The sequence below is a fragment of the Bradyrhizobium sp. WSM1743 genome, from assembly GCF_000473065.1.
Lineage (GTDB): Bacteria > Pseudomonadota > Alphaproteobacteria > Rhizobiales > Xanthobacteraceae > Bradyrhizobium.
Genome location: NZ_AXAZ01000082.1, coordinates 1 through 26,935, shown reverse-complemented (window position 1 = coordinate 26,935; position 26,935 = coordinate 1). Strand labels below are relative to the sequence as shown.

General features: G+C 64.5%; 18 protein-coding genes and 2 pseudogenes. 19 read left to right on the top strand and 1 reads right to left on the bottom strand.

From position 1 onward, the window contains the following. Positions 1 to 23 precede the first annotated feature (23 nt). The 13 genes and pseudogenes from YU9_RS0133090 (at position 24) to YU9_RS0133030 (ending at position 19,838) form a co-directional block, all read left to right on the top strand. Positions 24 to 800, top strand: coding sequence for an HpcH/HpaI aldolase/citrate lyase family protein (locus tag YU9_RS0133090; RefSeq protein ID WP_027576618.1), 777 nt, complete (start codon positions 24 to 26; stop codon positions 798 to 800). 168 nt (positions 801 to 968) lie between these two features. Next, positions 969 to 2,492, top strand: a complete 1,524-nt coding sequence (locus tag YU9_RS0133085) for a UxaA family hydrolase (RefSeq protein ID WP_027576617.1) — start codon at positions 969 to 971, stop codon at positions 2,490 to 2,492. A 243-nt stretch (positions 2,493 to 2,735) separates the two neighbouring features. Then, positions 2,736 to 6,005 (top strand): DUF2126 domain-containing protein, encoded by a 3,270-nt coding sequence (locus tag YU9_RS0133080; RefSeq protein ID WP_027576616.1) that lies wholly within the window; start codon positions 2,736 to 2,738, stop codon positions 6,003 to 6,005. Between the two features lie 27 nt (positions 6,006 to 6,032). Then, on the top strand, positions 6,033 to 8,546 hold the full coding sequence (locus YU9_RS0133075; RefSeq protein ID WP_027576615.1) for a circularly permuted type 2 ATP-grasp protein: 2,514 nt from the start codon (positions 6,033 to 6,035) through the stop codon (positions 8,544 to 8,546). Beyond that, complete coding sequence (locus YU9_RS0133070) at positions 8,543 to 9,421, top strand: transglutaminase family protein (RefSeq protein ID WP_027576614.1); 879 nt, start codon at positions 8,543 to 8,545, stop codon at positions 9,419 to 9,421. Before YU9_RS0133075 ends, YU9_RS0133070 begins: the two co-directional genes overlap by 4 nt. A gap of 257 nt (positions 9,422 to 9,678) precedes the next feature. Then, a complete protein-coding gene (locus YU9_RS0133065; RefSeq protein ID WP_027576613.1) occupies positions 9,679 to 10,506 on the top strand; it encodes an HD domain-containing protein in 828 nt (275 codons plus the stop codon). Further along, positions 10,507 to 10,743 (top strand): annotated as a pseudogene (locus YU9_RS50390) (alpha/beta fold hydrolase); the annotation flags it as partial. It abuts the gene before it with no gap. Between the two features lie 163 nt (positions 10,744 to 10,906). Then, positions 10,907 to 13,516: an ATP-binding protein gene (locus YU9_RS43215; protein WP_084299156.1), complete on the top strand. Its 2,610-nt coding sequence runs from the start codon at positions 10,907 to 10,909 to the stop codon at positions 13,514 to 13,516. Positions 13,517 to 13,542: 26 nt separating this feature from the next. Further along, positions 13,543 to 14,658, top strand: a complete 1,116-nt coding sequence (locus tag YU9_RS0133050) for a response regulator (RefSeq protein ID WP_027576612.1) — start codon at positions 13,543 to 13,545, stop codon at positions 14,656 to 14,658. A 162-nt stretch (positions 14,659 to 14,820) separates the two neighbouring features. After that, positions 14,821 to 15,447, top strand: coding sequence for a GTP cyclohydrolase I FolE (gene folE, locus YU9_RS0133045; RefSeq protein WP_027576611.1), 627 nt, complete (start codon positions 14,821 to 14,823; stop codon positions 15,445 to 15,447). A gap of 27 nt (positions 15,448 to 15,474) precedes the next feature. Further along, the gene (locus YU9_RS0133040; protein ID WP_027576610.1) at positions 15,475 to 16,998 is read left to right on the top strand and encodes an FAD-dependent oxidoreductase; all 1,524 of its coding nucleotides are present in this window, start codon (positions 15,475 to 15,477) and stop codon (positions 16,996 to 16,998) included. 178 nt (positions 16,999 to 17,176) lie between these two features. Further along, on the top strand, positions 17,177 to 18,388 hold the full coding sequence (locus YU9_RS0133035; protein WP_027576609.1) for an ABC transporter substrate-binding protein: 1,212 nt from the start codon (positions 17,177 to 17,179) through the stop codon (positions 18,386 to 18,388). Positions 18,389 to 18,623: 235 nt separating this feature from the next. Beyond that, positions 18,624 to 19,838, top strand: a complete 1,215-nt coding sequence (locus tag YU9_RS0133030; protein WP_027576608.1) for an acyl-CoA dehydrogenase family protein — start codon at positions 18,624 to 18,626, stop codon at positions 19,836 to 19,838. Between the two features lie 235 nt (positions 19,839 to 20,073). Here the strand turns inward: YU9_RS0133030 and YU9_RS50385 are convergent. Beyond that, positions 20,074 to 20,478, bottom strand: a pseudogene (locus tag YU9_RS50385) (ABC transporter substrate-binding protein); the annotation flags it as partial. A gap of 511 nt (positions 20,479 to 20,989) precedes the next feature. On the opposite strand from YU9_RS50385, the gene YU9_RS0133020 reads away from it, so the two are divergent. The 6 genes from YU9_RS0133020 to YU9_RS43210 all read left to right on the top strand — a co-directional run. Then, on the top strand, positions 20,990 to 22,312 hold the full coding sequence (locus YU9_RS0133020; protein ID WP_027576607.1) for an ABC transporter substrate-binding protein: 1,323 nt from the start codon (positions 20,990 to 20,992) through the stop codon (positions 22,310 to 22,312). A gap of 58 nt (positions 22,313 to 22,370) precedes the next feature. After that, positions 22,371 to 23,306: a carbohydrate ABC transporter permease gene (locus YU9_RS0133015; RefSeq protein ID WP_027576606.1), complete on the top strand. Its 936-nt coding sequence runs from the start codon at positions 22,371 to 22,373 to the stop codon at positions 23,304 to 23,306. Positions 23,307 to 23,357: 51 nt separating this feature from the next. After that, a complete protein-coding gene (locus YU9_RS0133010; RefSeq protein WP_245266618.1) occupies positions 23,358 to 24,161 on the top strand; it encodes a carbohydrate ABC transporter permease in 804 nt (267 codons plus the stop codon). Positions 24,162 to 24,237: 76 nt separating this feature from the next. Further along, on the top strand, positions 24,238 to 25,329 hold the full coding sequence (locus YU9_RS0133005; RefSeq protein WP_027576604.1) for an ABC transporter ATP-binding protein: 1,092 nt from the start codon (positions 24,238 to 24,240) through the stop codon (positions 25,327 to 25,329). Between the two features lie 683 nt (positions 25,330 to 26,012). Next, positions 26,013 to 26,381, top strand: coding sequence for a VOC family protein (locus YU9_RS0133000; RefSeq protein WP_027576603.1), 369 nt, complete (start codon positions 26,013 to 26,015; stop codon positions 26,379 to 26,381). Between the two features lie 332 nt (positions 26,382 to 26,713). Next, positions 26,714 to 26,935: helix-turn-helix domain-containing protein (locus tag YU9_RS43210; protein ID WP_036017669.1), on the top strand; the 222-nt coding region annotated here is incomplete at its 3' end.

Below are 26,935 nucleotides of genomic sequence, written 5' to 3'. Positions count from 1 at the left end.
AGCAACAGGGAAGGAAAGGCAACGTGGCGAACAAAGTCAAAGAGATCTGGAAGTCGGGCAAGGCCGTCGTCAACGCGTGGCTGGCAATTCCCTCCGGTTTCTCGGCCGAGATGATCGCGCAATGCGGCTTCGACAGCGTCACGGTCGACATGCAGCACGGCGTACAGGATTATCTCTCGATGGTGCAGTGCTTCCAGGCCATGGACAAGCATCCGGTAACGCCGATGGTCCGCGTGCCCTGGAACGAGCCCGGCATCATCGGCAAGGTGCTCGATGGCGGCGCCTATGGCGTGATCTGCCCGATGGTCAACACGCCGCAGGAAGCCCGGAACCTGGTCTCCTATGCGAAATATCCGCCGAAGGGCGTGCGCTCCAATGGTCCGATCCGCGCCGGCATGTACGGCACCGCTGGTTCCTACCAGAAGACCGCGAACGACGAGATCGTGCTGCTGCCGATGATGGAGACCAGGACCGCGGTCGAGAACATGGAAGCGATCCTCGACGTCGAAGGCATCGACGGCGTCTATATCGGCCCGTCCGATCTCGGCTTCTCCTACGGCCTTGAGCCGAAGCTCGACCGCACCGAGCCCGAGATCCTCGCGATCTACGAGAAGATCATCAAGGAATGCGGCAAGCGCGGCCTGAACCCGGGCATCCATTGCAGCGGCGCCGAAGGCGCTGCGCGCGCCATCAACATGGGATTCAAGCTGGTGACGCTGTCCAACGAAGTCGGTCTGATGACGACCTATGCCAAGATGCAGGTGAATGCGACCCGCAAGGAATCGGGCGGCAAGGCCTGATCGATCTCTGTGTCCCGGACGCGGTGCGGCGCGTAGCGCTGCGCCGCAGAGCCGGGACCCAGTCGCAAGCGACGCGCATGACGTAACACTGGACCCCGGATCGGCAGCGCACCGCTATCGCGCTGCGCAGCGTCCGGGGCACGATCATTTCGATACAGGAGACCTCCCATGACCGTCAGCCCCGTCATCCGCCTGCATCCCGATGATGGTGTGGTGATCGCGCGCGCGAGCCTGCCGCCGGGAACATTGGTCGCCGACGGCGTGACCACGGTCGATCGCATTCCCTCCGGCCACAAGGTCGCGATCAAGCCGATCGCAATGGGCGAGCCGATCAAGCGCTACGGCCAGATCATCGGCTTTGCCACCCAGGCCATCGCGCCCGGCCAGCACGTGCACACGCAGAACTGCGGCATGGGCGACTTCGCCAAGGACTACGCCTATTGCGCCGACGTCAAGCCGACGCCGAACTTCGATCTGCCCGCGACCTTCGAAGGCATCCGCCGCCCGGACGGCCGCGTCGCCACGCGCAACTATATCGGCATCCTCACCTCGGTGAATTGCAGCGCGCATGTCGCAAGCCTCGTTGCCGACGTCTTCAAGAAGAACCCCTTCACCGGCGACAATCCGCTCGCTGACTTCCCCAATGTCGACGGCGTGGTCGCGCTGACCCACAAGACCGGTTGCGGCATGACGCAGAACGAGCCGCTGGCACTGCTTCGCCGCACGCTCGGCGGCTATGCGCGGCACGTCAATTTCTCCCACGTCATCGTGCTCGGCCTCGGCTGCGAGGTGAACCAGATCGGCGGCCTGATGGAAGAGCAGAAGCTCGCCGGCCGCCTGCGCGCGATGGACATCCAGGAGGTCGGCGGCACCCGCAAGACGGTGGAAGCCGGCATCGCCTTCGTGCGCGAGGCGCTCGCCGACGCCGACAAGGTCAAGCGCGAGACGGTGCCGGCGAGCGAGCTCACCGTGGCCCTGCAATGCGGCGGCTCGGACGGCTATTCCGGCGTCTCGGCCAATCCTGCGCTCGGCGCGGCCAGCGATCTCATCGTCCGTCACGGCGGCACCGTGATCCTGTCGGAGACGCCGGAGACTTACGGCGCCGAGCATCTGCTGACGCGCCGCGCGGTCAGCCGCGAGGTCGGCGAGAAGCTGGTCGACCTCATGCGCTGGTGGGACGAATATACCGCGCGTGAGGGCGCGGAGATGAACGCCAATCCGAGTCCCGGCAACAAGGCCGGCGGCCTCACCACCATCCTGGAAAAGTCGCTCGGCGCGATGGCGAAGGCCGGGACCACCAATCTCGTCGAGGTGCTGCGCTACGCCGAGCCCGTCACCAAGAAGGGTTTTGTGTTCATGGACACGCCCGGCTACGATCCCGTGGCTGCGACCGGACAGGTCGCCGGCGGCGCCAACCTCGTCTGCTTCACCACCGGCCGCGGCAGCGTGTTCGGCTGCAAACCGGCGCCCTCGATCAAGCTCGCCACCAACACGCCCATGTACAAGCGCATGGAAGAGGACATGGACGTCAATTGCGGCACCATCCTCGAAGGCGAGGAGAGCGTCGAGCAATGCGGCCGGCGCATCTTCGATCTCATCCTCAAGACCGCCTCGGGCCAGCCGACCAAGAGCGAGAGCTTTGATTTCGGCGGTGCCGAGTTCGCGCCATGGGTGCTGGGCGCGACGATGTGAGATCTACAACCGTCATTCCGGGGCGATGCGAAGCATCGAACTCCGGTGCGCGCTGGCGCACCTGAGAATCTCGAGATTCCCCGGTGCGCAATTGCGCACCTGAGGTCTGGTCCTTCGGACCATCCCGGAATGACGGCCGGAGATCTGGCGCTTCCGCAATGGGCAATTCATGCCACTTGTTAGTGCTTGATCGATGTCACCAGCGGTGTTCTGCTCAAAAAAGCTGCTGGAGCACCGCACCCCGTGTCGATCTACGTCGCGCTACACCACGTCACGCACTACAAATACGACCGCCCGATCGACCTTGGTCCGCAGACCATCCGTCTACGGCCGGCGCCGCATACGCGCACGCCGATCCTGAGCTATTCGCTCAAGGTCACGCCATCAAATCATTTCGTGAACTGGCAGCAGGACCCGCAGGGCAACTGGCTTGCACGTTACGTCTTTCCAGAGAAGACCACCGAGCTGAAATTCGAGGTCGACTTCACGACCCAGATGACCGTGGTCAACCCGTTCGACTTCTTCGTCGAGCCGTACGCCGACAGTTTCCCGTTCGACTATCCGAAGGACCTGAAGACGGAGCTTGCGCCTTATCTCGAGACCATCAAGCCCGATCGCCTGTTCGCCAAATTTCTCGACTCCATCCCGCACGAAGCCCCGAACACCGTCAACTTCCTGGTCGAGCTCAATCGTGAGCTCCAGAAGAAGATCCGCTACATCATCCGCATGGAGCCGGGCGTGCAGACGCCGGAGGAGACGCTTGCCTCCTGCGCAGGATCATGCCGCGACTCCGCCTGGCTCCTGATCCAGACGCTGCGTCATCTCGGGCTCGCTGCACGTTTCGTCTCCGGCTATCTGATCCAGATCCGTCCCGACATCGATCCGATCGAGGGACCGCCGGAGGTGGAGAATGACTTCACCGATCTGCACGCCTGGGCCGAGGTCTATCTGCCGGGTGCCGGCTGGATCGGGTTCGACGCCACCTCCGGCATGCTCGCGGGCGAGGGCCACATCCCCGTCGCCGCCACGCCACATTATCGCTCGGCGGCGCCGATCTCCGGCGGCGCCGGCTTTGCCGAGGTCGAGTTCGCCTTCGACATGAGCGTGAAGCGCATCCGCGAGGCGCCGCGCATCACCAAGCCGTTCTCCGACGAATCCTGGGCGCGGCTCAACGATCTCGGCGAGCAGGTCGACGGCGATCTCGCCGCCCAGGACGTGCGGCTCACCATGGGTGGCGAGCCGACCTTCGTCTCGGTCGATGATCTCGAGGCAGGGGAGTGGAACACGGAAGCCGTCGGTCCGACCAAGCGCGCACTCGGCGACGACCTGATCCGCCGCCTGCGCACGCGCTTTGCGCCGGGCGGGCTTCTGCATTACGGCCAGGGCAAATGGTATCCGGGCGAGAGCCTGCCGCGCTGGGCCTTCGGCCTCTACTGGCGCAAGGACGGCGTGCCGATCTGGAAGAACGCTGACCTCATCGCCAAGGTCGAGAACCCCAGGCGGCCGGAGGTCAAGGACGCCGAAGCCTTCATGGAAGGTACCGCCGCGCGCCTCGGTCTCGACCTCGGCTATATCATGCCGGCCTATGAGGATCCCGCCTATTGGCTGCAGAAGGAAGCCGAGCTTCCGGTCAATGTCGATCCCACCGATTCCAAATTGTCCGATCCGGAGGCACGCGCACGCATGGCGCGGGTGTTCGATCAGGGCCTGACCACGCCGCGCGGTTTCGTGCTGCCGATCCAGCGCTGGAATGCGCCGCCGCGCTGGCGCAGCGAGCGCTGGCCGCTCCGGCGCAACCATCTGTTTCTGACGCCGGGCGATTCACCGCTCGGCCTGCGCCTGCCGATCGGCTCGCTCGGCCATGTCCCGCCCAACCAATATCCCTACATTGTCGAGCAGGATCCAATGGAGCCGCGTGGCAAGCTGCCGGTGTTCACCCGCATGGCGCGCCCGCAATCGCCACCGCGCACGGCCCCCGAGCATCTCAACACGGCCATTCCCGTGCGTACTGCGATGGCGGTGGAGATCCGCGACGGCGTGATCTGCGCCTTCATGCCGCCGGTCGAGCGCATCGAGGATTATCTCGAATTGATCTCGGCGCTGGAAGACACCGCCGAGGAGATGCAGCTCCCCGTTCATGTCGAGGGCTACCCGCCGCCGTTCGATCCGCGCATCGATGTCATCAAGGTGACGCCCGATCCTGGAGTCATCGAGATCAACATCCAGCCGGCCAGGAGCTGGCGCGATGCGGTCGAGATCACCTCCGGCCTCTATGAAGACGCGGCGAAAGTCCGCCTCGGCGCCAACCGCTTCCTGGTCGACGGCCGTCACACCGGCACCGGCGGCGGCAATCACGTCGTGGTCGGCGGCTCGAGCCCGCAGGACTCGCCATTCCTGCGCCGGCCTGATCTCCTGAAAAGCCTCGTGCTGTATTGGCAGCGGCATCCGTCGCTGTCTTATTTCTTCTCCGGCCTCTTCATCGGCCCGACCAGCCAGGCGCCGCGCATCGACGAGGCGCGTCACGACAGCATCTACGAGCTCGAGATCGCGCTGTCGCACGTTCCGCCGCCGGGTACCCAGACGCCATTGTGGCTGGTGGACCGGCTGTTCCGGCATCTGCTCGTCGACATCACCGGCAACACCCACCGTGCCGAGATCTGCATCGACAAGCTCTATTCGCCAGAGGGGCCCACAGGGCGGCTCGGCCTCGTCGAATTCCGCGCGCTCGAAATGCCGCCCGATCCGCGCATGTCGCTGGCGCAGCAGCTCCTGATCCGCGCGCTGATCGCAAAATTCTGGCGCGAGCCGCTGGCCGGCAAGTTCGTGCGCTGGGGCACCGCGCTGCACGACCGCTTCATGCTGCCGCATTTCATCTGGGAAGATTTTCAGGACGTGCTCTCCGAGCTCAAGCAATCAGGCTATCCGTTCGAGCCGGAATGGTATCTGGCCCAGCTCGAATTCCGCTTTCCCGCCTTCGGCCGCGTCCATCATGGCGGCGTGACGCTGGAACTGCGTCAGGCGCTGGAGCCCTGGCACGTCCTCGGCGAGGAGGGCTCGGCCGGCGGCACCGTGCGCTATGTCGACTCGTCGGTCGAGCGGCTCCAGGTCAAGGCGGAGGGCTTCGTCGAGGGCCGCCACGTCGTCACCTGCAACGGCCGCCGCCTGCCGATGACCCCGACCGGACGCTCGGGAGAGGCGGTTGCCGGCGTCCGCTTCAAGGCCTGGCAGCCGGCCTCCGGCCTGCACCCCACCATCCCCGTCCACGCACCCCTGACCTTCGACCTGATCGACACCTGGAACAGCCGCTCGCTCGGCGGCTGCGTCTACCACGTCGCCCATCCCGGCGGACGCAACTACGACACCAAGCCGGTCAACACCTATGAGGCCGAGGCGCGGCGGCTCGCCCGCTTCCAGGACCACGGCCACACCCCGGGTCCGATGCAGCCGCCGCCCGAGGAACGCACAAATGAGTTTCCGCTGACCCTCGACTTGCGGACGCCGCTCCTGCAATGAGTATCATGCTGGGGCAGGGAGAGGCGCATGGGCGAGGGCGCAGCCGAAGACAACGACCAGGCGGGCAGGGCACAAGCCCAGCAGCGGATCGCGCAATGGGTCCGCGACTATAGCCGCCTGCCCGGCATCCCCGACGAGTTCCTTGGGCCCGACGGTGCGCCGCGCGCGGTCTGGAGCCGCTTCTTCGACGCCTTCGGCGCGCTGGCCCCCGACGAGATCGAGCGGCGCTTCGGCATGGCCGATCGCCATCTCCGCGAGGCCGGCGTCACCTACCGCGCGCCCGGCGACAGCGCCGACCGGCCCTGGTCGATCAGCCATCTGCCGCTTTTGATCGACGAGGCCGACTGGCAGCAGCTTTGCGCCGGCATCACCCAGCGCGCCGAGCTGCTCGAGCGGGTGCTGCGCGACATCTATGGCGAGGGCCGGCTCGTCACCGAAGGCGCGCTGCCGGCGGCCGCGATCGCCGGCAGCCCCGAATATCTCCGTGCCGTCTGCGGCGTGCCGCCGCCGGGTGGGCGCTATCTTTCGCTCTATGCCGCCGACGTCGGCCGCGGCCCCGACGGCCGCTGGTGGGTGCTCGGCGACCGCACCCAGGCGCCCTCGGGGGCGGGCTACGCGCTGGAGAACCGCCTCGTGCTCTCGCGCGCCTTCTCCGATCTCTACAAGTCGATGAACGTGCCGCGCGTCGCGCCGTTCTTCGAGGCCTTCCGCGACTCGCTTCGCGCGCGTGCCGATCGCGACGAGCCGCGAATCGGTGTGCTGACGCCCGGAAGCTTCAGCGAGACCTATTTCGAGCATGCGACGCTGGCGCGCTATCTCGGCTTCCTCCTGGTCGAGGGCGACGACCTCGCCGTCAGCGACAACCGCATCCACATTCGCACCGTTGCCGGCCTGAAGCGGCTCGACGTGCTGCTGCGCCGGGTGGATTCCAACTCGCTCGACCCGCTCGAGCTCGATGCCTCCTCGCGGCTCGGTGTGCCCGGCCTGATCGATGTGCTGCGCAAGGACGGCGTCGTCGTCGCCAACATGCCGGGCTCGGGCGTCCTGGAGGCGCGGGCGCTGCTCGGCTTCCTGCCGGCGCTCAGCCGCCGCCTGCTCGGCGAAGACCTGAAGATGCCGCACATCGCGACCTGGTGGTGCGGCCAGCGCGCCGCGCGCGAGGAGGTGCTGGCGCGGCTCGACGAAGTCGCGATCGAAGATGCCTACCGGCGCGGCGTCCCCGGTTTCGACTCCAGCGGTCCGGTGCTCGCGAGCGAGCTCGATGCGAGCGGTCGGCAGCGCCTGGTCGATGCCATCAGCGCGCGCGGCATGGACTACGTCGGCCAGGAGGTGGTGCGGCTCTCGACCATGCCGGTGTGGGAGCAGGGCCAGCTGACGCCGCGCCCTTTCGTGCTGCGCGTGTTCGCAGCCGCCACGCCCGACGGCTGGGCCATCATGCCCGGCGGCTTTTGCCGGATCGCCGAGCAGGCTGACGCGCGTGCGGTGTCGATGGGCGACGGCGCGCGGGCCGCCGACGTCTGGGTGGTCTCCGACAAGCAGGTCCCGACCGCGACGCTGCTACCGGCGACCGACAAGGTGCGCATCCGCCGCATCGCCGGCGTGTTGCCGAGCCGCGCCGCCGACAATCTGTTCTGGCTCGGCCGCTACCTCGAGCGCGCCGAGGCGACGCTGCGGCTGGTGCGCGCTTTAGGCTCGCCGAGCGGGCCCAACAAGGGCACCGCGGCCTCGGTGCAATCGGCCGAACGCATCCAGCGCATGCTGGTGGCCTGGGGCGCGGTCTCGCAAACGTCGCGCACGGCGCCGGGACGCATCGTCGCCGAAGCGCTGCAGAGCGAGGCGCGTTTCGGCTCGGCACTGTCGCTGGTGCGCGCGGCCCAGCGCACGGCGACCTCCTTGCGCGAGCGGCTGTCGCCCGATGCCTGGCAGGTCATCACCGAGATGGCCGAGCGCCTCGCCTATGAGGTTGAGGACGACGACAGCGTGCTGAGCGCGGCCGAGCTGACCTTGCAGGAGCTCGCGAGCTTCGCCGGCCTCGCGCAGGAGAACATGAACCGCGCCGCCGGCTGGCGTTTCCTCGACGTCGGCCGGCGCACCGAGCGCGCCATCAACACCACGCGCTTCACCCGCCAGTTCGCCTATGATGAGGCCGGCGACGAAGACCTCGACATCCTCTTGACGCTGGTGGATTGTCAGATCACCTACCGTTCGCGTTATCTGCTGGCGCCGATCCTGGCGCCGGTGCGCGACCTCGCCGTGCTCGATCCCTACAATCCGCGGTCGGTGGCGTTCCAGGTGACGACGCTGAACGAGCACATCGCCGCGCTGCCGAGCCTGAAGGAGCACGGCCTGATCGAGAAGCCGCAGCGGCTCGCGGTGGCGATGCAGGCGATGCTCGCGACCGCGGAGGCCGAGAAGCTCGAGGTCAAGACCCTGTTCGCGCTGGAGCAGGACCTGCTCAGCCTCGCCGACGCGATCGGGCAGCACTACTTCCCGCACGGTCCCAATGCCAGCCGGCCGGAAAAGCTGACGGGGCTGGCGTGATCTACGACATCCGTCACGTCACCACCTACGAGTACGAGAATCCCGTCAGCTTCGCCCGCTGCACGCTGCGGCTGGAGCCGAGGAGCGGCGGCGGCCAGGAGCTGATCTCGCACGATGTCGAGATCCATCCACGTCCGGCCGAGCGCAATGTCCGGCGCGACTTCTTCGGCACGCTGACCGAGAGCGTGGTGATCGAAGCCGCGCATCGCAACTTGCGGATCGATTCACGTTCCCGCGTATCTGTCTCGCGACAGCCGCCGGCGCGTGATGCCGCGAGCCCACCATGGGAGACCATTCGCGACATTGCCTTCGAGGCGACGAGCCTCGGACCGTCCTCGCCGGTCGGCTATGTCTTCGCCAGTCCGCTGGTGCCGGTGCTGCGCTCGGCCAGCGCCTATGCGGGGATGAGCTTTCCGCCCGGCGCGAGCATCCTCACCGGCGCAGTCGACCTGATGCATCGCATCCGCAGTGAATTTCGCTACGACCCCAAGGCGACGGTGATCTCGACGCCGCTCGACGAGGTCTTCGAGAAGCGCCACGGCGTCTGCCAGGACTTTGCCCATGTGATGATTGCCGGGCTGCGCGGGCTCGGCCTGCCGGCGGCCTATGTCAGCGGATATCTGCGCACCATTCCGCCGCCGGGCCAGCCGCGTCTGCAGGGCGCCGACGCCACCCACGCCTGGGTGTCGCTCTGGTGCGGGGCGGAGCTTGGCTGGGTCGATCTCGATCCGACCAACGATCTCCTGATTGGCAACGATCACATCGTGCTTGCAATGGGGCGCGATTTTTCCGACGTCTCGCCGGTCGACGGCATCATCGTCGGCTCGCCCAAGCAGAAGCTCGGCGTTGCCGTCGACGTGCTGCAGGTGGAGTAGCCGGCTCGCGCGGCCAATTCCCTGCGATGTCGCGCCCCGAGCGGTAGCCGCGGCAGAGGCTTTCCGGCTGCCTTGGGTTGTGGTCAAACGTGGCGGCAACCGTGATGCTGCGCGGCGGGACGGCAAGATATTTACGTATCTTCGCTCCGGAATTTGGTTACCCGGCCCAAGATGGGCTATGCTCCCCGTTGCGTCGAGGACATGAATGAGACGTCGGGAGATGGCATGGGATACCAGCGGCGGACGGGGCTGCATCCATGATGACCTTACCGAGACTGGCGGCTGAAACCCTGGAGAAGTTGCTGGGCTCGTTCATGCGCCGCAGGTACGACGAGTCCTATGCCAGGGTCGTCGAAGGCTCCACGCGCACCGCGATGGAATGCATCGGCAACAGTGACGCGCTCTACCACAACATCGAACATACGATGCTGGTGACGCTGGCCGCCCAGGCAATCCTGATGGGGCGCAATCTCCACACGCATCTTGCGGCGGAGGACTACCTCCATGTCCTGATCGCCTGCCTTGCGCACGACATCGGCTATGTCCGCGGCCTGTTTCCGGAAGATGACGAAGATGGTTTCATCATCGACGAAGCCGGGACCAAGGTGTCGCTTCCGCGGGGCGCTTCGGATGCCAGTCTGATGATGTATCACGTCGACCGCTCGAAGCTCTTCGTGCGGCGGCGGCTGCCGCCGATCCGCGGTCTTGACAGCGAGCGCATCGCGCGTGCCATCGAAGGCACCCGTTTCCCGGCCCAGGAAGGGCAGGAATATGACGACGAAGCCTCGATCCTGCGCGCGGCCGACTTCATCGGCCAGCTCGGCGATCCCAACTATCTGCGCAAGGCCAACGCGCTCTATTACGAGTTCGAGGAGGTCGGCATCAATCGTCAGCTCGGCTACGATTCGCCGGCCGACATCGTGAACCGCTATCCGCAATTCTATTGGAACAGCGTCGCACCGCACATCCAGACCGAGATCGGCTATCTCAACAAGACCGAGATCGGCCGGCAATGGATCGCCAACCTCTACAGCAACGTGTTTCGCGCCGAACGCGACATCTCGCTGTCCGGTCCGCAGAAATAAGATCGGGCTCATGCCGCGATCGAGGCAAAGCTCGCCGCACAGCCGCCGATCCGCGTCCCGACCATCGCGATCGACGGCGACAGCGACGGCGTCAATCCCGGCACCGTCCACCATGCGCCCAAGTTCGAGGGTTTCTTCGAACGGCGCGTCTTCGCCGGCGCTGGTCACAATCTGCCGCAGGAGCGGCCGGCCGAATGGGCGCAGGCCGTGATCGATGTGCGCAAGGCGGCGGAATAGCCGTCCGCACATCATTGCTCCCCGGGGATCCCGGATGCTCGGCAATTGGCCGGGCCGTCCCCGCCGCACGTATAGATTGCATACGATGCGGAAAAAGGAGACAACTCGCAGAGCTTGATTCTGCATCATCTCCCCTGGAGGCGATGTTTCCTGCGGTGGCGACATGGGCACGGCGACCAGGTCCCTGAATTTGTCGTTCAGCATCGTCGGCGTGCTGACGGCCCTTGGCGTCGGCAGCGCCGCGCTGCTTGCAGCTGGACGACGGGATTATCCAGAACTCCACACCATTCTCGACACCAGCATAGCGCTCATCACGGGCCTGCTGGCACTGCTGCTCTGGGATACGGGCGCACGCAGCAGGCAGCCGCTCCTCGTGCGGCTCGCAATCGCCTTCGGTGTCACCTTCGCCCTCGAGTTCCTCCACGTCCTGGTGATCGTCGAATGGTCGGGGGCGCTGGCGTTCCTCATGCAGCTGCGGGAATTTCTCCGGCCCGCGACCTGGCCGCCGGCGGCCCACATCCTCGCGATCGGGATCCTCACCGCGATCTGGTCGTCGCGTCGGCACCGGGCCGGGGTGCCGGCGTTCGCGCTGTTCATGGCAGCCGTGGCCGTGCTGCTGGTCGTGATCTTCCAGCGCCTTCCGGCGTATCGTCCTGCGGGCCTGCTGGATATCACCCGACCAGTGTTGATCCTGGCGCCGCCGTTGTGGGCGGTCACCTGCGTCCTGTGCTGGCGGTTGCGAATGACGGACCGCATCTTCGGGCCGCTGGCCTTGATGGGCGCTGTCGTTCTGCTCGGCCACGTCGCGATGTTGTATTCGCAGGCGCCGCACGACACCGAGGCGATGGTCGCTCACCTCGGCAAGGTGGCAGGGCGCCTCATCCTGCTGCTCTCGATCATGCAGATGGCCTCGTCCGACATGCTGGAGCGGATGCGGGCAGAGGCCCAGCTCGCGCGCTTGAACGAGGAGCTGGAACGACGCGTCGAGGAACGGACCGTGCAGCTCGCCTCAGCCAACCACGCCCTGGAATCCGAGATCGGCGTGCGCCGGCTCGCGGAGCAGAAGGCCCAGGCCCAGCTTGCCCGGCTGAGCCTGTTACATCAGATCACCCGCGCGATCGGCGAACGGCAGGATATCAAGAGCATCTTCCAGGTGGCGATCCGCAGCATCGAGGACCAGTTGCCGGTCGATTTCGCCTGTCTGTGCCTTCACGACACGGTCGATCATGTGTTGACGGTGGAATGCGTCGGGCTCAGGAGCGGTGCCGTTGCGCTGGAACTGGCGATGCCGGAGCGTTCGCGGATCGCCATCGACGAGAACGGTCTCTCCCGGTGCGTGCTGGGCCAGCTCGTCTACGAGCCGGAGATCGCGCAATCGCCGTTTCCGTTCCCGATGCGGCTCGCGCGCGGCGGGTTGCATGCGATGGTACTGGCCCCGCTCCAGGTCGAGAGCCGGGTATTCGGCGTGCTCGTCGCCGCACGCAAGGAGAAGCAGAGCTTCGGCAGCGGCGAGTGCGAGTTCCTGCGGCAGCTCAGCGAGCATGTCGCGCTCGCCGCCCATCAGGCGCAGCTCCATGGCGCCCTTCAGCAGGCCTACGAGGATCTGCGGCAGACGCAGCAGGCCGTGATGCAGCAGGAGCGGCTGCGCGCGCTCGGGCAGATGGCCAGCGGCATCGCGCACGACATCAACAACGCACTGTCGCCGGTGGCGCTCTATACCCAATCGCTGCTGGAGGTGGAGCCGAATCTCAGCGCGCGCACGCGTGAATATCTGGAGACGATCCAGCGGGCGGTCGAAGACGTCGCACACACGGTCACGCGCATGCGCGAATTCTACCGTCAGCGCGAGCCGCAGCTGACGCTGATGCCGGTCCGGCTCAACGAGCTGGTGCAGCAGGTCATCGACTTGACGCGGGCGCGCTGGAGCGACATGCCGCAGCTACGCGGCAACGTGATCTCGTTGCGCAGCGAGCTTGCCGAACGATTGCCGGCGGTCTCGGGCGTCGAGAGCGAGATTCGCGAAGCATTGATCAATCTCATCTTCAATGCGGTCGATGCGCTGCCCGCCGGTGGCACACTGACGCTGCGCACGCGGCTCCTGCGCAGTGCGGACGGGCAAGACCAGGTGCGGGTCGAGGTCGGCGACGACGGCGTCGGCATGAGCGAGGAAACCCGCCGGCGCTGCCTCGAGCCGTTCTTCACGACGAAGGGAGAGCGCGGCACCGGATTGGGCCTTGCCATGGTCTACGGCGTCGCCAGGCGCCACAACGCCGATATCGACATCGACAGTGCGGTCGGCCGGGGCACCGTCGTCGCGCTGAGCTTTCCGGTGCCGGAAGCGCCGTCCGGCGCGCCGTTGCGCGACGCGCCCGAACCCGCGAGGCCGGCGCGCCTGCGCCTCCTGCTGGTCGACGACGACCCGATGCTGCTCCGGTCACTGTGCAATACGCTCGAGGCGGAGGGGCACGTCATCGTGACGGCAAATGACGGCGCGGCCGGAATCGCGGCGTTCTGCGCCGCCGCCGAGCGTGGCGAGACCTTCGCTGCCGTCATCACCGATCTCGGCATGCCGAACGTCGACGGGCGCAAGGTGGCGAACGCCATCAAGAGCCTCTCGTCCACGACACCCGTGATCATGTTGACCGGCTGGGGCAAGCGCCTCACATCCGAAGACGACATTCCGCCGCATGTCGACTACGTCCTCAGCAAGCCGCCGAAGCTTCGCGAATTGCGCGAGGCGCTGGTACGATGCTGCGGGCCCGCCAGCGCGTGAGGTCCATGAGGGCAGGGTAGAGCAACATGCCGACGAAAGGCGCGAAGGCCCGCATTCTCGTGGTCGACGACGAAGTGGCACAGATGAAGGCGCTGTGCGACACGCTGCCGGGTGCGGACTACGAGCCGGTCGGCTTCTCGGATGGGCCATCCGCTCTGGCGGAGTTGCGGCGCGCCAGATGTGACCTGCTGCTCGCCGACCTGATGATGCCGGGGATGGGCGGCATCGAGCTGCTGCAGGCCGCGCAGGAGATCGATCCCGATCTCGTCGGCATCATCATGACCGGCGACGGAACCATCGCCACCGCGGTCGAGGCCATGAAAGCGGGCGCGCTCGACTACATTCTCAAGCCGTTCAGGCTCAGCGTCGTCATTCCCGTGCTGGAGCGCGCGCTGGCGGTACGGCGCCTTCGCCTCGAGAACGCCGAATTGGCGCAGCGGGTGCGCGAGCGCACCCTGGAGCTCGAGGCGGCGAACCGGGAGCTCGAGGCATTCTCCTATTCCGTCGCGCACGATCTGCGCGGACCGCTCTCGGTCGTGATCGGATATGCGGAGACGCTGGTCGAGGATCATTCCGCGGAGTGGCCGGACAAGCCGCGGGAGCTGGTCGGCGCCATCATGGCCAGCGGCGAGCACATGCAGCGCCTGATCGAGGGGCTGCTGCGGCTGTCGAAGCTCGGCCGCCAACCGCTGTCGAAAGGGCCGGTCGAGGTCGGAGCACTGGTCCGCGAGGTCGTGGATGAACTGCGCCGGCAGCACGCGGGTCGCGAGATCGTCGTCCATGTCGGCGACATTCCCGATTGCGTCGGCGACCGGGCGCTGCTGCGGCAAGTGCTCGTCAACCTGGTCTCCAACGCCTTCAAGTTCACCCGCGCGCGCGAGAAGCCGCTGGTCACCGTGATCGGCTGGACCGAAGCCGGCGAAAAAATCTATTGCGTGCGCGACAATGGAGCCGGCTTCGACCTGCAGCAGGCCGACAAGTTGTTCGCTGCGTTTCAGCGATTTCACGACCCCGATCAGTACGAGGGTACGGGGATCGGCCTTTCGATCGCATCGCGCATCGTGCAGCGCCACGGCGGACGCATCTGGGCCAATGCCGAGGTCGGCAAGGGCGCGGCGTTCTATTTCGGCATCCCTGACTGATCTGCAAGCAAACCGCCGCATTCGATCTTGATGACGCGTGCCCCCGGGCTTCGCATGCCCGCCGGCCTCCGATTTTTCCTCATCTCGGGAACCTTTTCCGATCGGAGCCGTCCAAGCTGAAGGACCGCTGCTGTATCCGGTCCGTCGGAAGGGAGGCCATTGATGAAGTCACAAGCGCGCAAGCTTGAGCGTGTCGCGGTCGCGCAGGCGCCGAGCGATCGGCCCGACAGGCGGGAGGTCGAGCAGGCGGTCCGCACCATGATCCGCTGGGCCGGCGACGATCCCACGCGCGACGGTCTGCGCGACACGCCGGGTCGGGTTGCGCGCGCCTTCGAGGAATATTTTACCGGTTATGCGCAGGATCCGACGGAAATCCTGCAAAAGACCTTCGAGGAGATCGAAGGCTATGACGAAATGATCGTCCTGCGCGGCGTTCGCTTCGAAAGCCATTGCGAGCACCATATCGCGCCCATCGTCGGCCGTGCCTGGGTCGCCTATATCCCGCAAGGGCGCGTGGTCGGCATCAGCAAGCTGGCGCGCGTGGTCGATATCTACGCCAAGCGGCTCCAGATCCAGGAGAAGATGACCGCCCAGATCGCCAACACGATCAGCGACGTGCTGAAGCCTCAAGGGGTCGGAGTCATCATCAAGGCGACGCATCACTGCATGACCACGCGCGGTGCGCACAAGCCCGGGACCGATCTCGTCACCAGCCGCATGCTGGGTGTGTTCCGCGACAATGCGCTGACCCGCCAGGAACTGCTGGGGCTGGCCCATGCGGACGATTGATCCGCGACAGCGCGAGGAGACGACGCCATGACCGAGGACAACAAGCCGCGTGGGCCCGACCTGACCAGGGGCGTGTCGCTGACCGAATTCAAGGACGGCAAATTGCTCGGCCATGTCGGCGAGGAGGACGTCCTCCTGGTGCAGGCCGGCGGTGAGATTTTTGCTATCGAGCCGGCTTGCAGCCATTACCACGGCCCGCTCGCCGAGGGGCTCGTGGTCGGCGACACCATCCGCTGTCCCTGGCATCACGCCTGCTTCTCCTTGCGCTCGGGCGAGGCGACCCGGCCGCCGGCGCTGAATGCGCTGGCGGTGTGGAGCCTTGCGCGCGACGGCGATAGGATCGTCGTTCAGCGCAAGCGCGAGGCACCAAGGCCGTCAACGGCTCATCGTAGCGCGCCGTCGCCGGAAAATTTCGTGATCGTCGGCGGCGGCGCGGCCGGCTTTGCGGCGGTCGAGACGCTCCGGCGCGAGGGCTTTGCCGGCGCCATCACCATGCTCAGCGATGACGGCGCGATGCCGGTCGACCGGCCCAACCTTTCCAAGGACTACCTCGCCGGCAATGCGCCGGAGGACTGGCTGCCGCTGCGAGGCGAAGACTATTATCAGGACGCCGGCATCGAGCTCAGGCTGAACACCAACGTTTCGGCGATCGATCCGAAGACGCGCAGCGTGACGCTGGGCAATGGTGACAAGCTCCGGTTCGACCGGCTGTTGCTCGCCACCGGCGCCGAGCCGGTAAAGCTCCAGATTCCGGGCGCGGACCAGCCGCACGTTCACACCTTGCGCTCCGTTGCCGACAGCCGCGCCATCATCAAGGCGGCTGCCAGCGCGACGCGCGCCCTGGTGATCGGCGCCAGCTTTATCGGCCTCGAAGTCGCAGCGTCCCTGCGAGCGCGCAAGCTCGAGGTGCATGTCGTCGCGCCGGAAGAACGACCGATGCAGAAGGTGCTCGGGCCCGAGATGGGCGACTTCATCCGCGCGCTGCATGAGGAGAACGGCGTCACCTTCCATCTCAAGGATACGGTGGCGAAGCTCGAGGGCACCCGCGCCACGCTGAAGGGCGGCGCGGTCATCGAGGCAGACCTGGTCGTGGTCGGCATCGGCGTCAGACCGCGCCTTGCGCTGGCCGAGCAGGCCGGCCTTGCCGCCGATCGCGGCGTCAGCGTGACTGAATATCTCGAAACCAGCGTCGCCGGCATCTTTGCCGCCGGCGACATCGCGCGCTGGCCTGATCCGCATTCGCGGCAGACCATCCGCGTCGAGCATTGGGTGGTGGCGGAGCGGCAAGGCCAGACCGCGGCGCGCAACATGCTCGGCAGGCGCGAACGCTTCGACGCGGTGCCGTTCTTCTGGTCCCAGCATTACGACGTTCCGATCAACTATGTCGGTCACGCCGAGAGCTTCGACGATATCGCGATCGACGGCAGCATTTCCGGCAAGGACTGCTTGTTGAAATATCGCAAGGCCGGGCGCGTGCTTGCTGTCGCTTCAATTTACCGCGATCTCGACAATCTCAAGGCCGAGCTCGAGATGGAGCGCTCGCGCCCCTGAAGCCAATCATCGAGCTTGACCGCAACTCCATCACGCTACAGGCGCTGAGGGGGCACTCACGGCCATCAGCAACTCGACGCAAGACCGTCTGGCGGAACTCCGCTGATCTGACATGCTGACAAAAGGCAGCACGCCGCGCGTTCGTTTGGAGCGGGCGAAAGATCATTGGGGAGAAGCCATGAACGCCGCTTGGGTCCTGGCCGCAGCGCTGGCTGCCGCTTGTCTGTCCATGCCCGCCGTCGCGCAAAAATCCTACGGTCCCGGCGTTACCGACACCGAGATCAAGATCGGCAACACCATGCCCTATAGCGGGCCGGCCTCGCCGCTCAGCATCACCGGCCGGGTGATCTCCGCTTATTTCGACGAAATCAACGAGAAGGGCGGCGTCAACGGCCGCAAGCTCAATCTGATCTCGCTGGATGATGCCTTCTCGCCGCCCAAGACCATGGAGGCCGCGCGTCGGCTGGTCGAGGGCGAGGGCGTCGCCTTCATCTTCGCGACCATGGGCACCGCGCCGAGCTCGGCGATCGCAAAGTACCTCAACAGCAACAAGGTGCCGCAGCTCTTTTTGATCAGCTCGGCCTCGAAGTGGAACGACCCTGCCAACATGCCGTGGTCGATGGCGCTGCCCTGGGCGCCGAACTACACCAGCGAGGCCGCGATCGACGTCGCCTATGCCCGCGCCAAGAACCCGAATGCACGCTTTGCGGTGCTCTATCAAAACGACGACGCCGGCAAGGAATATCTGCGCGGTGTCAGGGAGGCGCTCGGCGCCGACGCTGACAAGGCGATCGCGATGGCCTCGAGCTTCGAGGTCGCCGATCCCACCGTCGATTCCCAGGTGCTGACGCTCGCCAACACCAAGGCCGACGTCTTCATGATCTATTCGGTGACGCCGCGCGCCTGCGCGCAGGCGATCCGCAAGGCGCATGAGGTCGGCTGGCAGCCGACGCGCTTCCTCGCCAGCGGCTGTGCCAACAAGGCCACCGTGATGGTGCCGGCCGGGCTCGATGCGGGCAAGGGCGTGCTGTCGCTCGGCGCGCTCAAGCCGTTCGTCGCCGAGCCCAAGGACGATCCGGCGATGACGGCCTATATCGATTTCATGAAGCGCCGCCTGCCCAATGCCGACGTCAACAACGTCGCCGGGCTCTACGGCTACACCGTCGCCGAGGCGCTGGTGGTCTTGCTGAAGCAGTGCAAGGACAATCTGACGCGCGAGAACATCATGGCGCAGGCCACCAACTTGAAGAAGGTGCCGTTATCGCTGCTGATGCCCGGCATCACCCTCAACACCACGCCGCAGGATTTCCGCCCGATCAAGGACGGCTACATGCTCCAGTTCGACGGCAACGACTGGGTCGTGGCCAGCGAGCTCTTGCGCGGCACGTGACTGCGCGAGTAACGGCAGGCAACCACGTTTGAGAAGCGGTTTCCGTGCGGCCATCCTTCGAGACGCCCGCTTTTGGCGGGCTCCTCAGGATGAGGACGGAATGTCCGGCGGCAGTTTCAACAGGCACAGGTGCCGCTTAGCCTCACCCTGAGGAGACCGCGCAGCGGTCGTCTCGAAGGGCGAGGCGTGCGCTCACGCAGCCCGAGGGCGATCCGTCGGCGAAGAGGAGAACACCATGCACTTTCAACACTCCGCCCGTTCGCTGGAGCTTCAGGACCGCGTCCGCCAGTTCATGCGCACCCATGTCGAGCCGGTCGAAGAGCTCTATTACGAGCAGGTGAAGCCGGAGGCCACGCGTTACAGAACGCCTGCCGTTTTGCAGGACCTGAAGCGGCTGGCGCGGGAGCAGGGGCTCTGGAATCTGTTCCTGTCAGGCGAGCACGGCCCGGGTCTTTCCAATCTCGAATACGCCCCCGTGAAGGAGATCATGGGCCGCATCCTGTGGGCGCCCGAAATCTTCAACTGCTCGGCCCCCGACGTCGGCAATATGGAGGTGCTCGCCAATTACGGCACCAAGGCGCAGCAGGAGCGCTGGCTGACACCGCTGCTGGAAGGGCGGATCCGCTCCGGCTTCTCGATGACGGAGCCGCAGGTCGCCTCCAGCGATGCCACCAACATCCAGTGTGAGATCCGGCGCGACGGCGGCGACTACGTCATCAACGGCCGCAAATGGTTCACCTCAGGCGCGATGAACGAGGACTGCGAGATCCTGATCGTGATGGGCAAGACCGCGCCCGACCATCCCGATCGCCACCGTCAACAATCCATGATCCTGGTGCCCAAGAACACGCCCGGCGTGCGCATTGTCCGCGACATGCTCACCTTCGGCTACGACGATGCCCCGGTTGGCCACCCCGAGATCGTCTACGACAACGTCCGCGTGCCCGCCGAGAACATCCTGCTCGGCGAAGGCCGCGGCTTCGAGATCGCGCAAGGCCGGCTCGGCCCCGGCCGCATCCACCATTGCATGCGGCTGATCGGCTGCGCCCAGCGCGCGCTGGAATTGATGTGCCAGCGCGCGGTCTCGCGCGTTGCCTTCGGCAAGCCGCTGGCCGAGCAGGGTTCGGTGCGCGAGGACATCGCAAACTCCTTCTGCGAGATCGCGCAGGCGCGCCTCCTCACGCTGCAGGCCGCCGACAAGATGGACCGCGAAGGTAACAAGGCCGCACGCGACCTGATCGCGGCCGCCAAGATCGTGGTCCCCAGCATGGCGGCCCGCGTCATCGACCGCGCCATCCAGATCCACGGCGCCGCCGGCGTGTCGCAGGACACGTTCCTGGCCCGCGCCTATGTCTACGCCCGCTTCATCCGCATCGGCGACGGGCCGGACCAGGTGCACCTCGCGGCCTTGGGGAAGGAGCTGATCAGGCGCGGCGGGGTGATGGGGTGAGCGGAAGCTGGCTTTCTGGTGCCTGTATTAACTCAACATCCGCTTATGGAGGCAAAGCAGACCAAGCCGGCAAATTGCGGCACTTCGGATTGTGACCCATATGAGACGTCGGCAGGACCCTCGACCGTGGCCATCGATAACCGCCCGATTCGATTGATGCACTATCTGCACCGAAGGGACCTGCAAGCGAGGCCGACAAAAGTCTGCTCGTTGGGCAACGACGTGACCTGCGACTTCACATGCGCAAGTAGCCTTCAACCTCGCCCGCAGCCCAGGCGAGCGTCTTCTCCAGCTGCTCGCCCTGCATGTGGCGGACTGTCATCTGGGCCATGAGGCCCTAGGAATAGATCTGCACTGCGATCTTGAGCGGTGTTGGCTGCGCGGCAATCGATAGGATCTGGTGGTTGTGGGGATTCGGGTAGTGGTAGAGCGTGCCCTTCGGCGGTCCTTCGTCGGCCCAGCGTCGTCAGGTTGTCGAAGGCCGGAAGGTGGCCTTCGCTCGCGGCCACCATCCTTTCGATTGCCTTCGGCTGCGACAGGTGCGCCAGCAGGCTCTTTGCCGTCGGCTTGCTCTTGGTGAAGGACCAGATCTCCAGAAGAAAGGAATGAAGGGTGCGAAGCGGCCCTTTGGACCTGCCGGCGACCTGGCGCGATTGCCCCAAAGGAGACTCGTCAATTGGCCGCGAACCCGCAAAGAGAGCCGAAGTGAGACCATGGCCGGCGCGTCAAAGCTAGCACTTGATTTCCTGCTGCGACGGGCGACAATGAGGTCACGCCAGCTTCCGGTACTGAACTTCATATAAGACGGGGAAAACCCGCTTGGCCACGGCAATACCGTCGCTGCGCGGGAGGGACCGTTATGACTGCGCGGTTCATGCTGCAGCGCCGACACGATCCGGGCCGCCGGGCGTATCGCCGCTACGATTGGGAACGACGTGGTCGCGCCGCTGCTCTGCGAAGAATTCACCATGTTTCGCGGCGAACTCGCCACCACGGCGCTGCAAGTGGAACACCTACAAAGATCATCGAGCCAGCGTATTGCGCGCGTGGGCATGCGTTGAGCCACGGAGGCGCGATAGGCTGAAAGGGAGTCCAAGCCGGCGTAAGACCGGCCGAATGGCATCAGCTCAGACACACCGAGGGAGGGATGCATGACAACGGTAACCCGACGTAACGTCCTCAAGGGCGGTGCCGCGGTTGTGGGCGGCATGGCCAGCATCTTGGCGACCGGCAGGGCGCCCGCCTATGCGCAAGCCACTACGGTGCACTGGCTGCGCTGGACCGACTTCGTTCCGGCGTCAGATCAGCTTCTGCGCAACGAGATCGCCAAGGAGGGCGAGAAGGCGCTCGGCATAAAGCTCAATATCGAGACCATCAACGCCAACGATATCCAGGCCCGCGTCACCTCGGCTATCCAGTCGGGGTCAGGCCCGGACGTCGTCTGTGTCCTCAACAATTGGGGGCAACTTTACGGCGAGAGCGTCGCGGATGTCAGCGACCTCGCCGAGGCACTCGGCAAGAGCCAGGGCGGCTTCTACGAAACATCCCGCGCGGTCGCCAATGACGGAAAAAAATGGATCGCAGTGCCGTGGTGCATCGTCGGTCTGCAGATCGCATACCGAAAGTCCTGGTTTGCCGAGATCGGCTACACGGATGGAAAATTTCCCCAGACTTGGGAAGAGTACCGCGAGGCCGGCAAGAAGCTGAAGGCAAAGGGACGGCCGATCGGCCAAACGCTGGGTCACACGTTCGGCGATGCGCCCGCCTTCGCTTACCCCTACCTGTGGTCCTGGGGCGGCAAAGAGGTCGAAGCAGACGGCAAGACGGTTGTGCTGAATAGCCCAGCGACAGTCGAGTCGGTAAAGTTCATGGTGGCCTTCTGGAAGGACGCCCACGATGAAGGCGGGCTCGCCTGGGACGATTCCAACAACAACCGCGCTTTTCTGTCCGGGACGTGCAGCGCCACGCTCAACGGCGCCTCGATCTACATCGAGGCTCTGCGTAAGCCGGATACCTACAAGACGGAGGCAGGCGGGCAATTGAAGGACGACATCCTGCACGCCGCGCTGCCCAAAGGTCCCGGCGGGCAGTTCAGCTATCACGTCCCGTTCTCGAACCTCCTGATGGGTTATTCGAAGAACCAGGATGCGGCGAAGAAATTCCTTGGCTGGATTCACTCCAAGGACGTCTACGACAAGTGGTTCGTCTCCCAGAAGGGCTTCTCGGTCGGCCCGACCACGGATTGGGAAAAGCACAAGCTGTGGGGCGACGACCCGATCATGCTGCCCTACAAGCAAGCGGCGCGCACAGGGCGCTTCGCTGGCTACCAAGGCCCCTCTACGCGCAAGGCAGCCGAGGTCGTTACCAAGTACATCATCATTGATATGTACGCAAAGGCAGTCCAAGGCATGCCCGCCGAGGATGCGGTGAAGTGGGCAGAGGCCGAGCTCAAGAAGGTCTACGTCCGAGGTTAAGCCGTCCCTCTCCCATTTTCGTTGGGGAAGGGAATCTTCCGGCCGACGAGGATCGAACATGGCGATAAGCGCGGTTTCCGCCACCACGCTCCGCGAGGTGCCCCCTCCGCGGCGACAGCGGTTGCTCGAGGACGAGCGCTGGTTGGCATTCGTGCTGCTGGTGCCGACCATCGCGCTGCTCGGCATGTTCATTGCCTATCCCTTCATTCGAGGGATATTGCTGTCGGTCACCAACTCGCGCGTCGGTATGCCCGGCGACTTCGTCGGCCTCGCTAACTTCTACAAGATCTTCAATGACGGAATCTTTCGCACCTCCGTTTACAACACCTTCCTCTATACGGGCGTGACCACCGTCTTCAAGCTGGCGCTCGGGCTGTGGCTGGCCATGCTGCTCAACCGTAATTTCCGCGGCAAGGCCTTTACCCGTGCTTTCATCCTGCTGCCTTTCATTATCCCGACCGTGCTCTCGACTTTCGCCTGGAAGTGGATGTTCGACCCGACGTTCAGCGTTCTCAATTGGCTCCTCTACCATTTCGGCTTGATCACCGGTCGGATCAATTGGCTGGGCGATCCGGACCTCGCCATGATCTCGATTATCATCGTCAACATCTGGCGCGGGGTGCCGTTCTTTGCCATCAGCCTGCTCGCAGGCTTGCAGACTATCAGTCCCGAACTCAACGAGGCCGCCGCCATCGACGGCGCCAAGCCGTGGCAGCGGTTCTGGCACATCACCTGGCCGCTGCTGCTGCCCGTGACCATGGTCGTGGTGCTGTTCTCAGTGATTCAGACGTTCGCCGACTTCCAGATCGTCTATGTGATGACGGGCGGCGGACCAGCCAACGCAACGCACCTGTTTGCCACCTACGCCTATCAGATTGGTATCGGCACCGGCCTCTTGAGCGAGGGCGCCGCAATATCGCTCGCAATGTTTCCGGTCCTGTTTCTGGTCGTCATCATCCAACTTCTCTACATCCGCCGCGTGGAGGTCCGCTGAGCCATGATCGAAGGCGCAAGGTGGCGAAAGTGGATATTCTTCTACGTCCCCATGGCGCTGTTCCTGCTTTTCCTGCTGTTCCCGTTCTACTGGATGGTGATTACTTCGGTGCGGCCGGACGGCGAGCTTTACCGGCCTTGGAATTCGATCAACTACAATCCGTTCTGGACTTGGAAACCGACCTGGGACCATGTCAGCTACTTGTTCGAGGAAACGCTGTTCGCATCATGGCTGTGGAACACGACGTTCATCGCGCTCGCGTCAACCGCTATCTCGCTCGTGTGCGGCGTGTTCGCCGGCTATGCTCTGTCGCGGCTGAACTTTCCATTTGCCGGCAGCCTGGGCACCGGCATCTTCATCACTTATCTGGTACCGCAAACGCTGCTGTTCATTCCGCTGGCAGAGATCATACGCAACTATCGGCTGGGTGACACGCCTTGGTCACTGATTCTGACCTATCCGACCTTTCTTATTCCGTTCTGCACCTGGCTCATGATGGGCTACTTCAAGGCGGTACCCAAGGAGCTCGAGGAATGCGCGCGCATTGATGGCGCCTCGCGCTGGCAGGCTATGCTCTACATCGTCATCCCGGTGGCGATCCCGGGCATCCTCTCGGCCGGCATCTTCGCTTTCACGCTGTCGTGGAACGAGTTCATCTATGCGCTTGTCTTCCTGTCCTCGCCTGAGCAGAAGACTGTGCCGGTCGGCGTCACATCGGAGCTGATCCGTGGCGATGTATTCTACTGGGGACCGCTGATGGCTGGGGCCCTGCTTGGATCGATACCGGTTGCTATCGCGTATTCGTTTTTCGTCGAGCACTACGTCGCAGGATTGACCGGATCGGTGAAGGGCTGACAGCACGACGGATCATAGGGATTCGAAGGCGCGAACCCAGATTGCGCACAGGTCGTTGGGAGGCAGGTGAAAGTGAATGGGCCAGGTCGTCCTCAAGGGGATCAACAAGTTCTTTGACAGCGTGCACGCTGTCAAAGACGTCAATCTGCAGATCCGCGATAAGGAGTTCGTGGTGTTCGTCGGCCCCTCCGGCTGTGGCAAGACGACGACGCTCAGGATGATCGCCGGGCTTGAAGCGATCAGTTCCGGCGACATTTCCATCGACGGCAACGTGGTCAATGAATTGGCGCCCATGGACCGCGACATCGCCATGGTGTTCCAGAACTACGCACTGTACCCGCACATGAGCGTGTACGACAACATGGCGTTCGGCCTGAAGATGCGCAAATTCGAAAAGTCCGAGATAGACAAGCGCGTGCTGGAGGCGGCTGACATCCTTGGCATCGGCGAACTGCTAAAGCGCAGGCCACGCCAGCTCTCAGGCGGCCAGCGCCAGCGCGTGGCGTTAGGCCGTGCTATCGTGCGCCACCCTCGCGTGTTCCTGTTCGACGAGCCGCTGTCGAACCTCGATGCCAAGCTGCGGGTGCAGATGCGCGTTGAGCTGAAGAAGTTGCATCTGCGACTCGGCACTACAGCCATTTACGTTACTCATGATCAGGTCGAAGCCATGACGCTGGGTGACCGGGTCGTGGTCATGAAAGACGGCGTGGTGCAGCAGGTGGGGGAGCCGCTAGAGCTGTACAATCAGCCCGCCAACAAGTTCGTCGCCGGCTTCATCGGCTCCCCGGCCATGAATTTCGCCGCCGTTACGGTGACCGAGGCGAACGGATCGCTGATCGCCGAGAACTCTGGCCTGCGCATCAAGCTACCGGACGAGACCGCGCAGCGGCTGCGCGGCCATATCGGACGCGAGGTCATGCTCGGCGTGCGGCCGGAGGACCTCACCGTGGCGGGTAGCGTTGATCTCGGCCACCCATGCTTCGATGCTGTGATTGAGGTGGTCGAGCAACTCGGCTCGGAAATCCTGCTCGATATGAAGGTCGGCGAGAGCATCATGGTGGCGAGCATCGAGCCGACCGCGAGGGTGAGGGTGGGCGATAAGCTGCGCGTTGCCATGCGGCCTTCCAGGCTTCACGTTTTCGACGCGCAGACCGAGGGGGCCATCTAACGCCGGCAGTTGGCCAATTCCGGTGGTGAGGGGAATTCGCTCAGGACTGGTGACCTCCCTGTCACCAGCTTCGATGACGCCCGGCGAGTGCGAAGGCTGTTGGCCTAACCATTCCCGAGCCCTTCTTGCTACGTGCTGACGAGGGTTATTGATGATGCCATTTGATGCGGCGGTACGGAGTCCGTTATTGGCCCGTGTGAGACCTTCGACCGTGCTGAGGACAGTCCGCTCAGCGAGGCCGACCGGAAGTCATAACTGCAGGGTCCAACCGACGCGATTGACATCCAGCAGACGTTCGCTGGGTCGACTTTTGTTCTGGTGTCGCGCCGGTTCCGGGTGCACACTCGTTCTAACACCGCACGGCGCTGTGCTTTGATCGGTGATGAGAACGCCGGTTTGCGCTCCCTCCCAATTCACGCAGGGAAAGGAGAGTGCCATGGGAAGACACTCAGAATCCCACATTGACGACAACCTGAACGCGGAACGTGCCCGGATCATAGCGGAACTGGAAAATACGCAGCCAGGACCACGGCGTGATCTTCTAGAAAGCAAACTGCGCCAGCTCGAAACCGCTTCTCATATAGATGAATGGCTGACGTCGTCGGGTCTGCAACCGCCCGAGGAATAAGGCGTCTCAGGCCGACCGAGCGCACAGGGGTCAGCAGATAGCGAGAGGTCTTTCGATGACTATCACCCTCAACCACACCATCGTTCCGGCCCGCGACAAGAGGGCAGCGGCGCAATTTTTTGCGCGCATTTTTGGCCTCCATGCCGATCCGAAAGACGGCCATTTCGCGCCGGTACGTATTAACGACACGCTCACGCTGCTCTTCGACGACGACGAGGCGTTCGAGAGCCACCACTACGCCTTCCACGTCAGCGATGCCGAGTTCGATGCCATCTTCGGCCGCATTCGCGAGGCGAATCTCGCCTATGGCAGCGCACCGTGGAGCCTCGACGACGGTAAGCTCAATGACTGGAACGGCGGCCGCGGCGTCTATTTTCGCGACCCTGACGGCCACGTGCTAGAACTCATGACCGTACCGCAGTGAGCCGCTACCAGCGATGAGGCGATCGAGGAAATTGTTGTTATGTCGTGTGTGAGATCATCTGGTATTGCGGTGACAGCTCGTAGGATGGGTAGAGCGAAGCGAAACCCATCGAGGCCTTTGTTGCGTGACGAAACATGATGGGTTTCGCAAGTGCTCTACCCATCCTACGAGACCCATCCTACGAGACCCATCCTACGAGCTAAATTGACCTGGCGACCTGCTCGCTCTGCGGCCTCGATCCACTTTGGCGTAAAGCGTCAATTGAGTGCACTGGACTGCACCCCTGAAGTGAGACACGATAATTACAGTGACAGGCATTTCGAGGATGACCTGTGGCAGGACCAGGAAAGAAGCGTCAGTTTCCGACGACTTACAAATTGAAGGCGATCAAGCGGGTTGAGCGGGGCGAAGGCGTCCTTCCTGTGGCCCGCGAGCTTGGGATATCCCGCAAGATTCTTCATGACTGGATCAAAGCCTGGAACGCCGATGGGCCGGACGGTTTGAACCGGAAGCCCGGACCCAAACCTGGCCCCCGCAAGCTCAAGCCGCTAGCA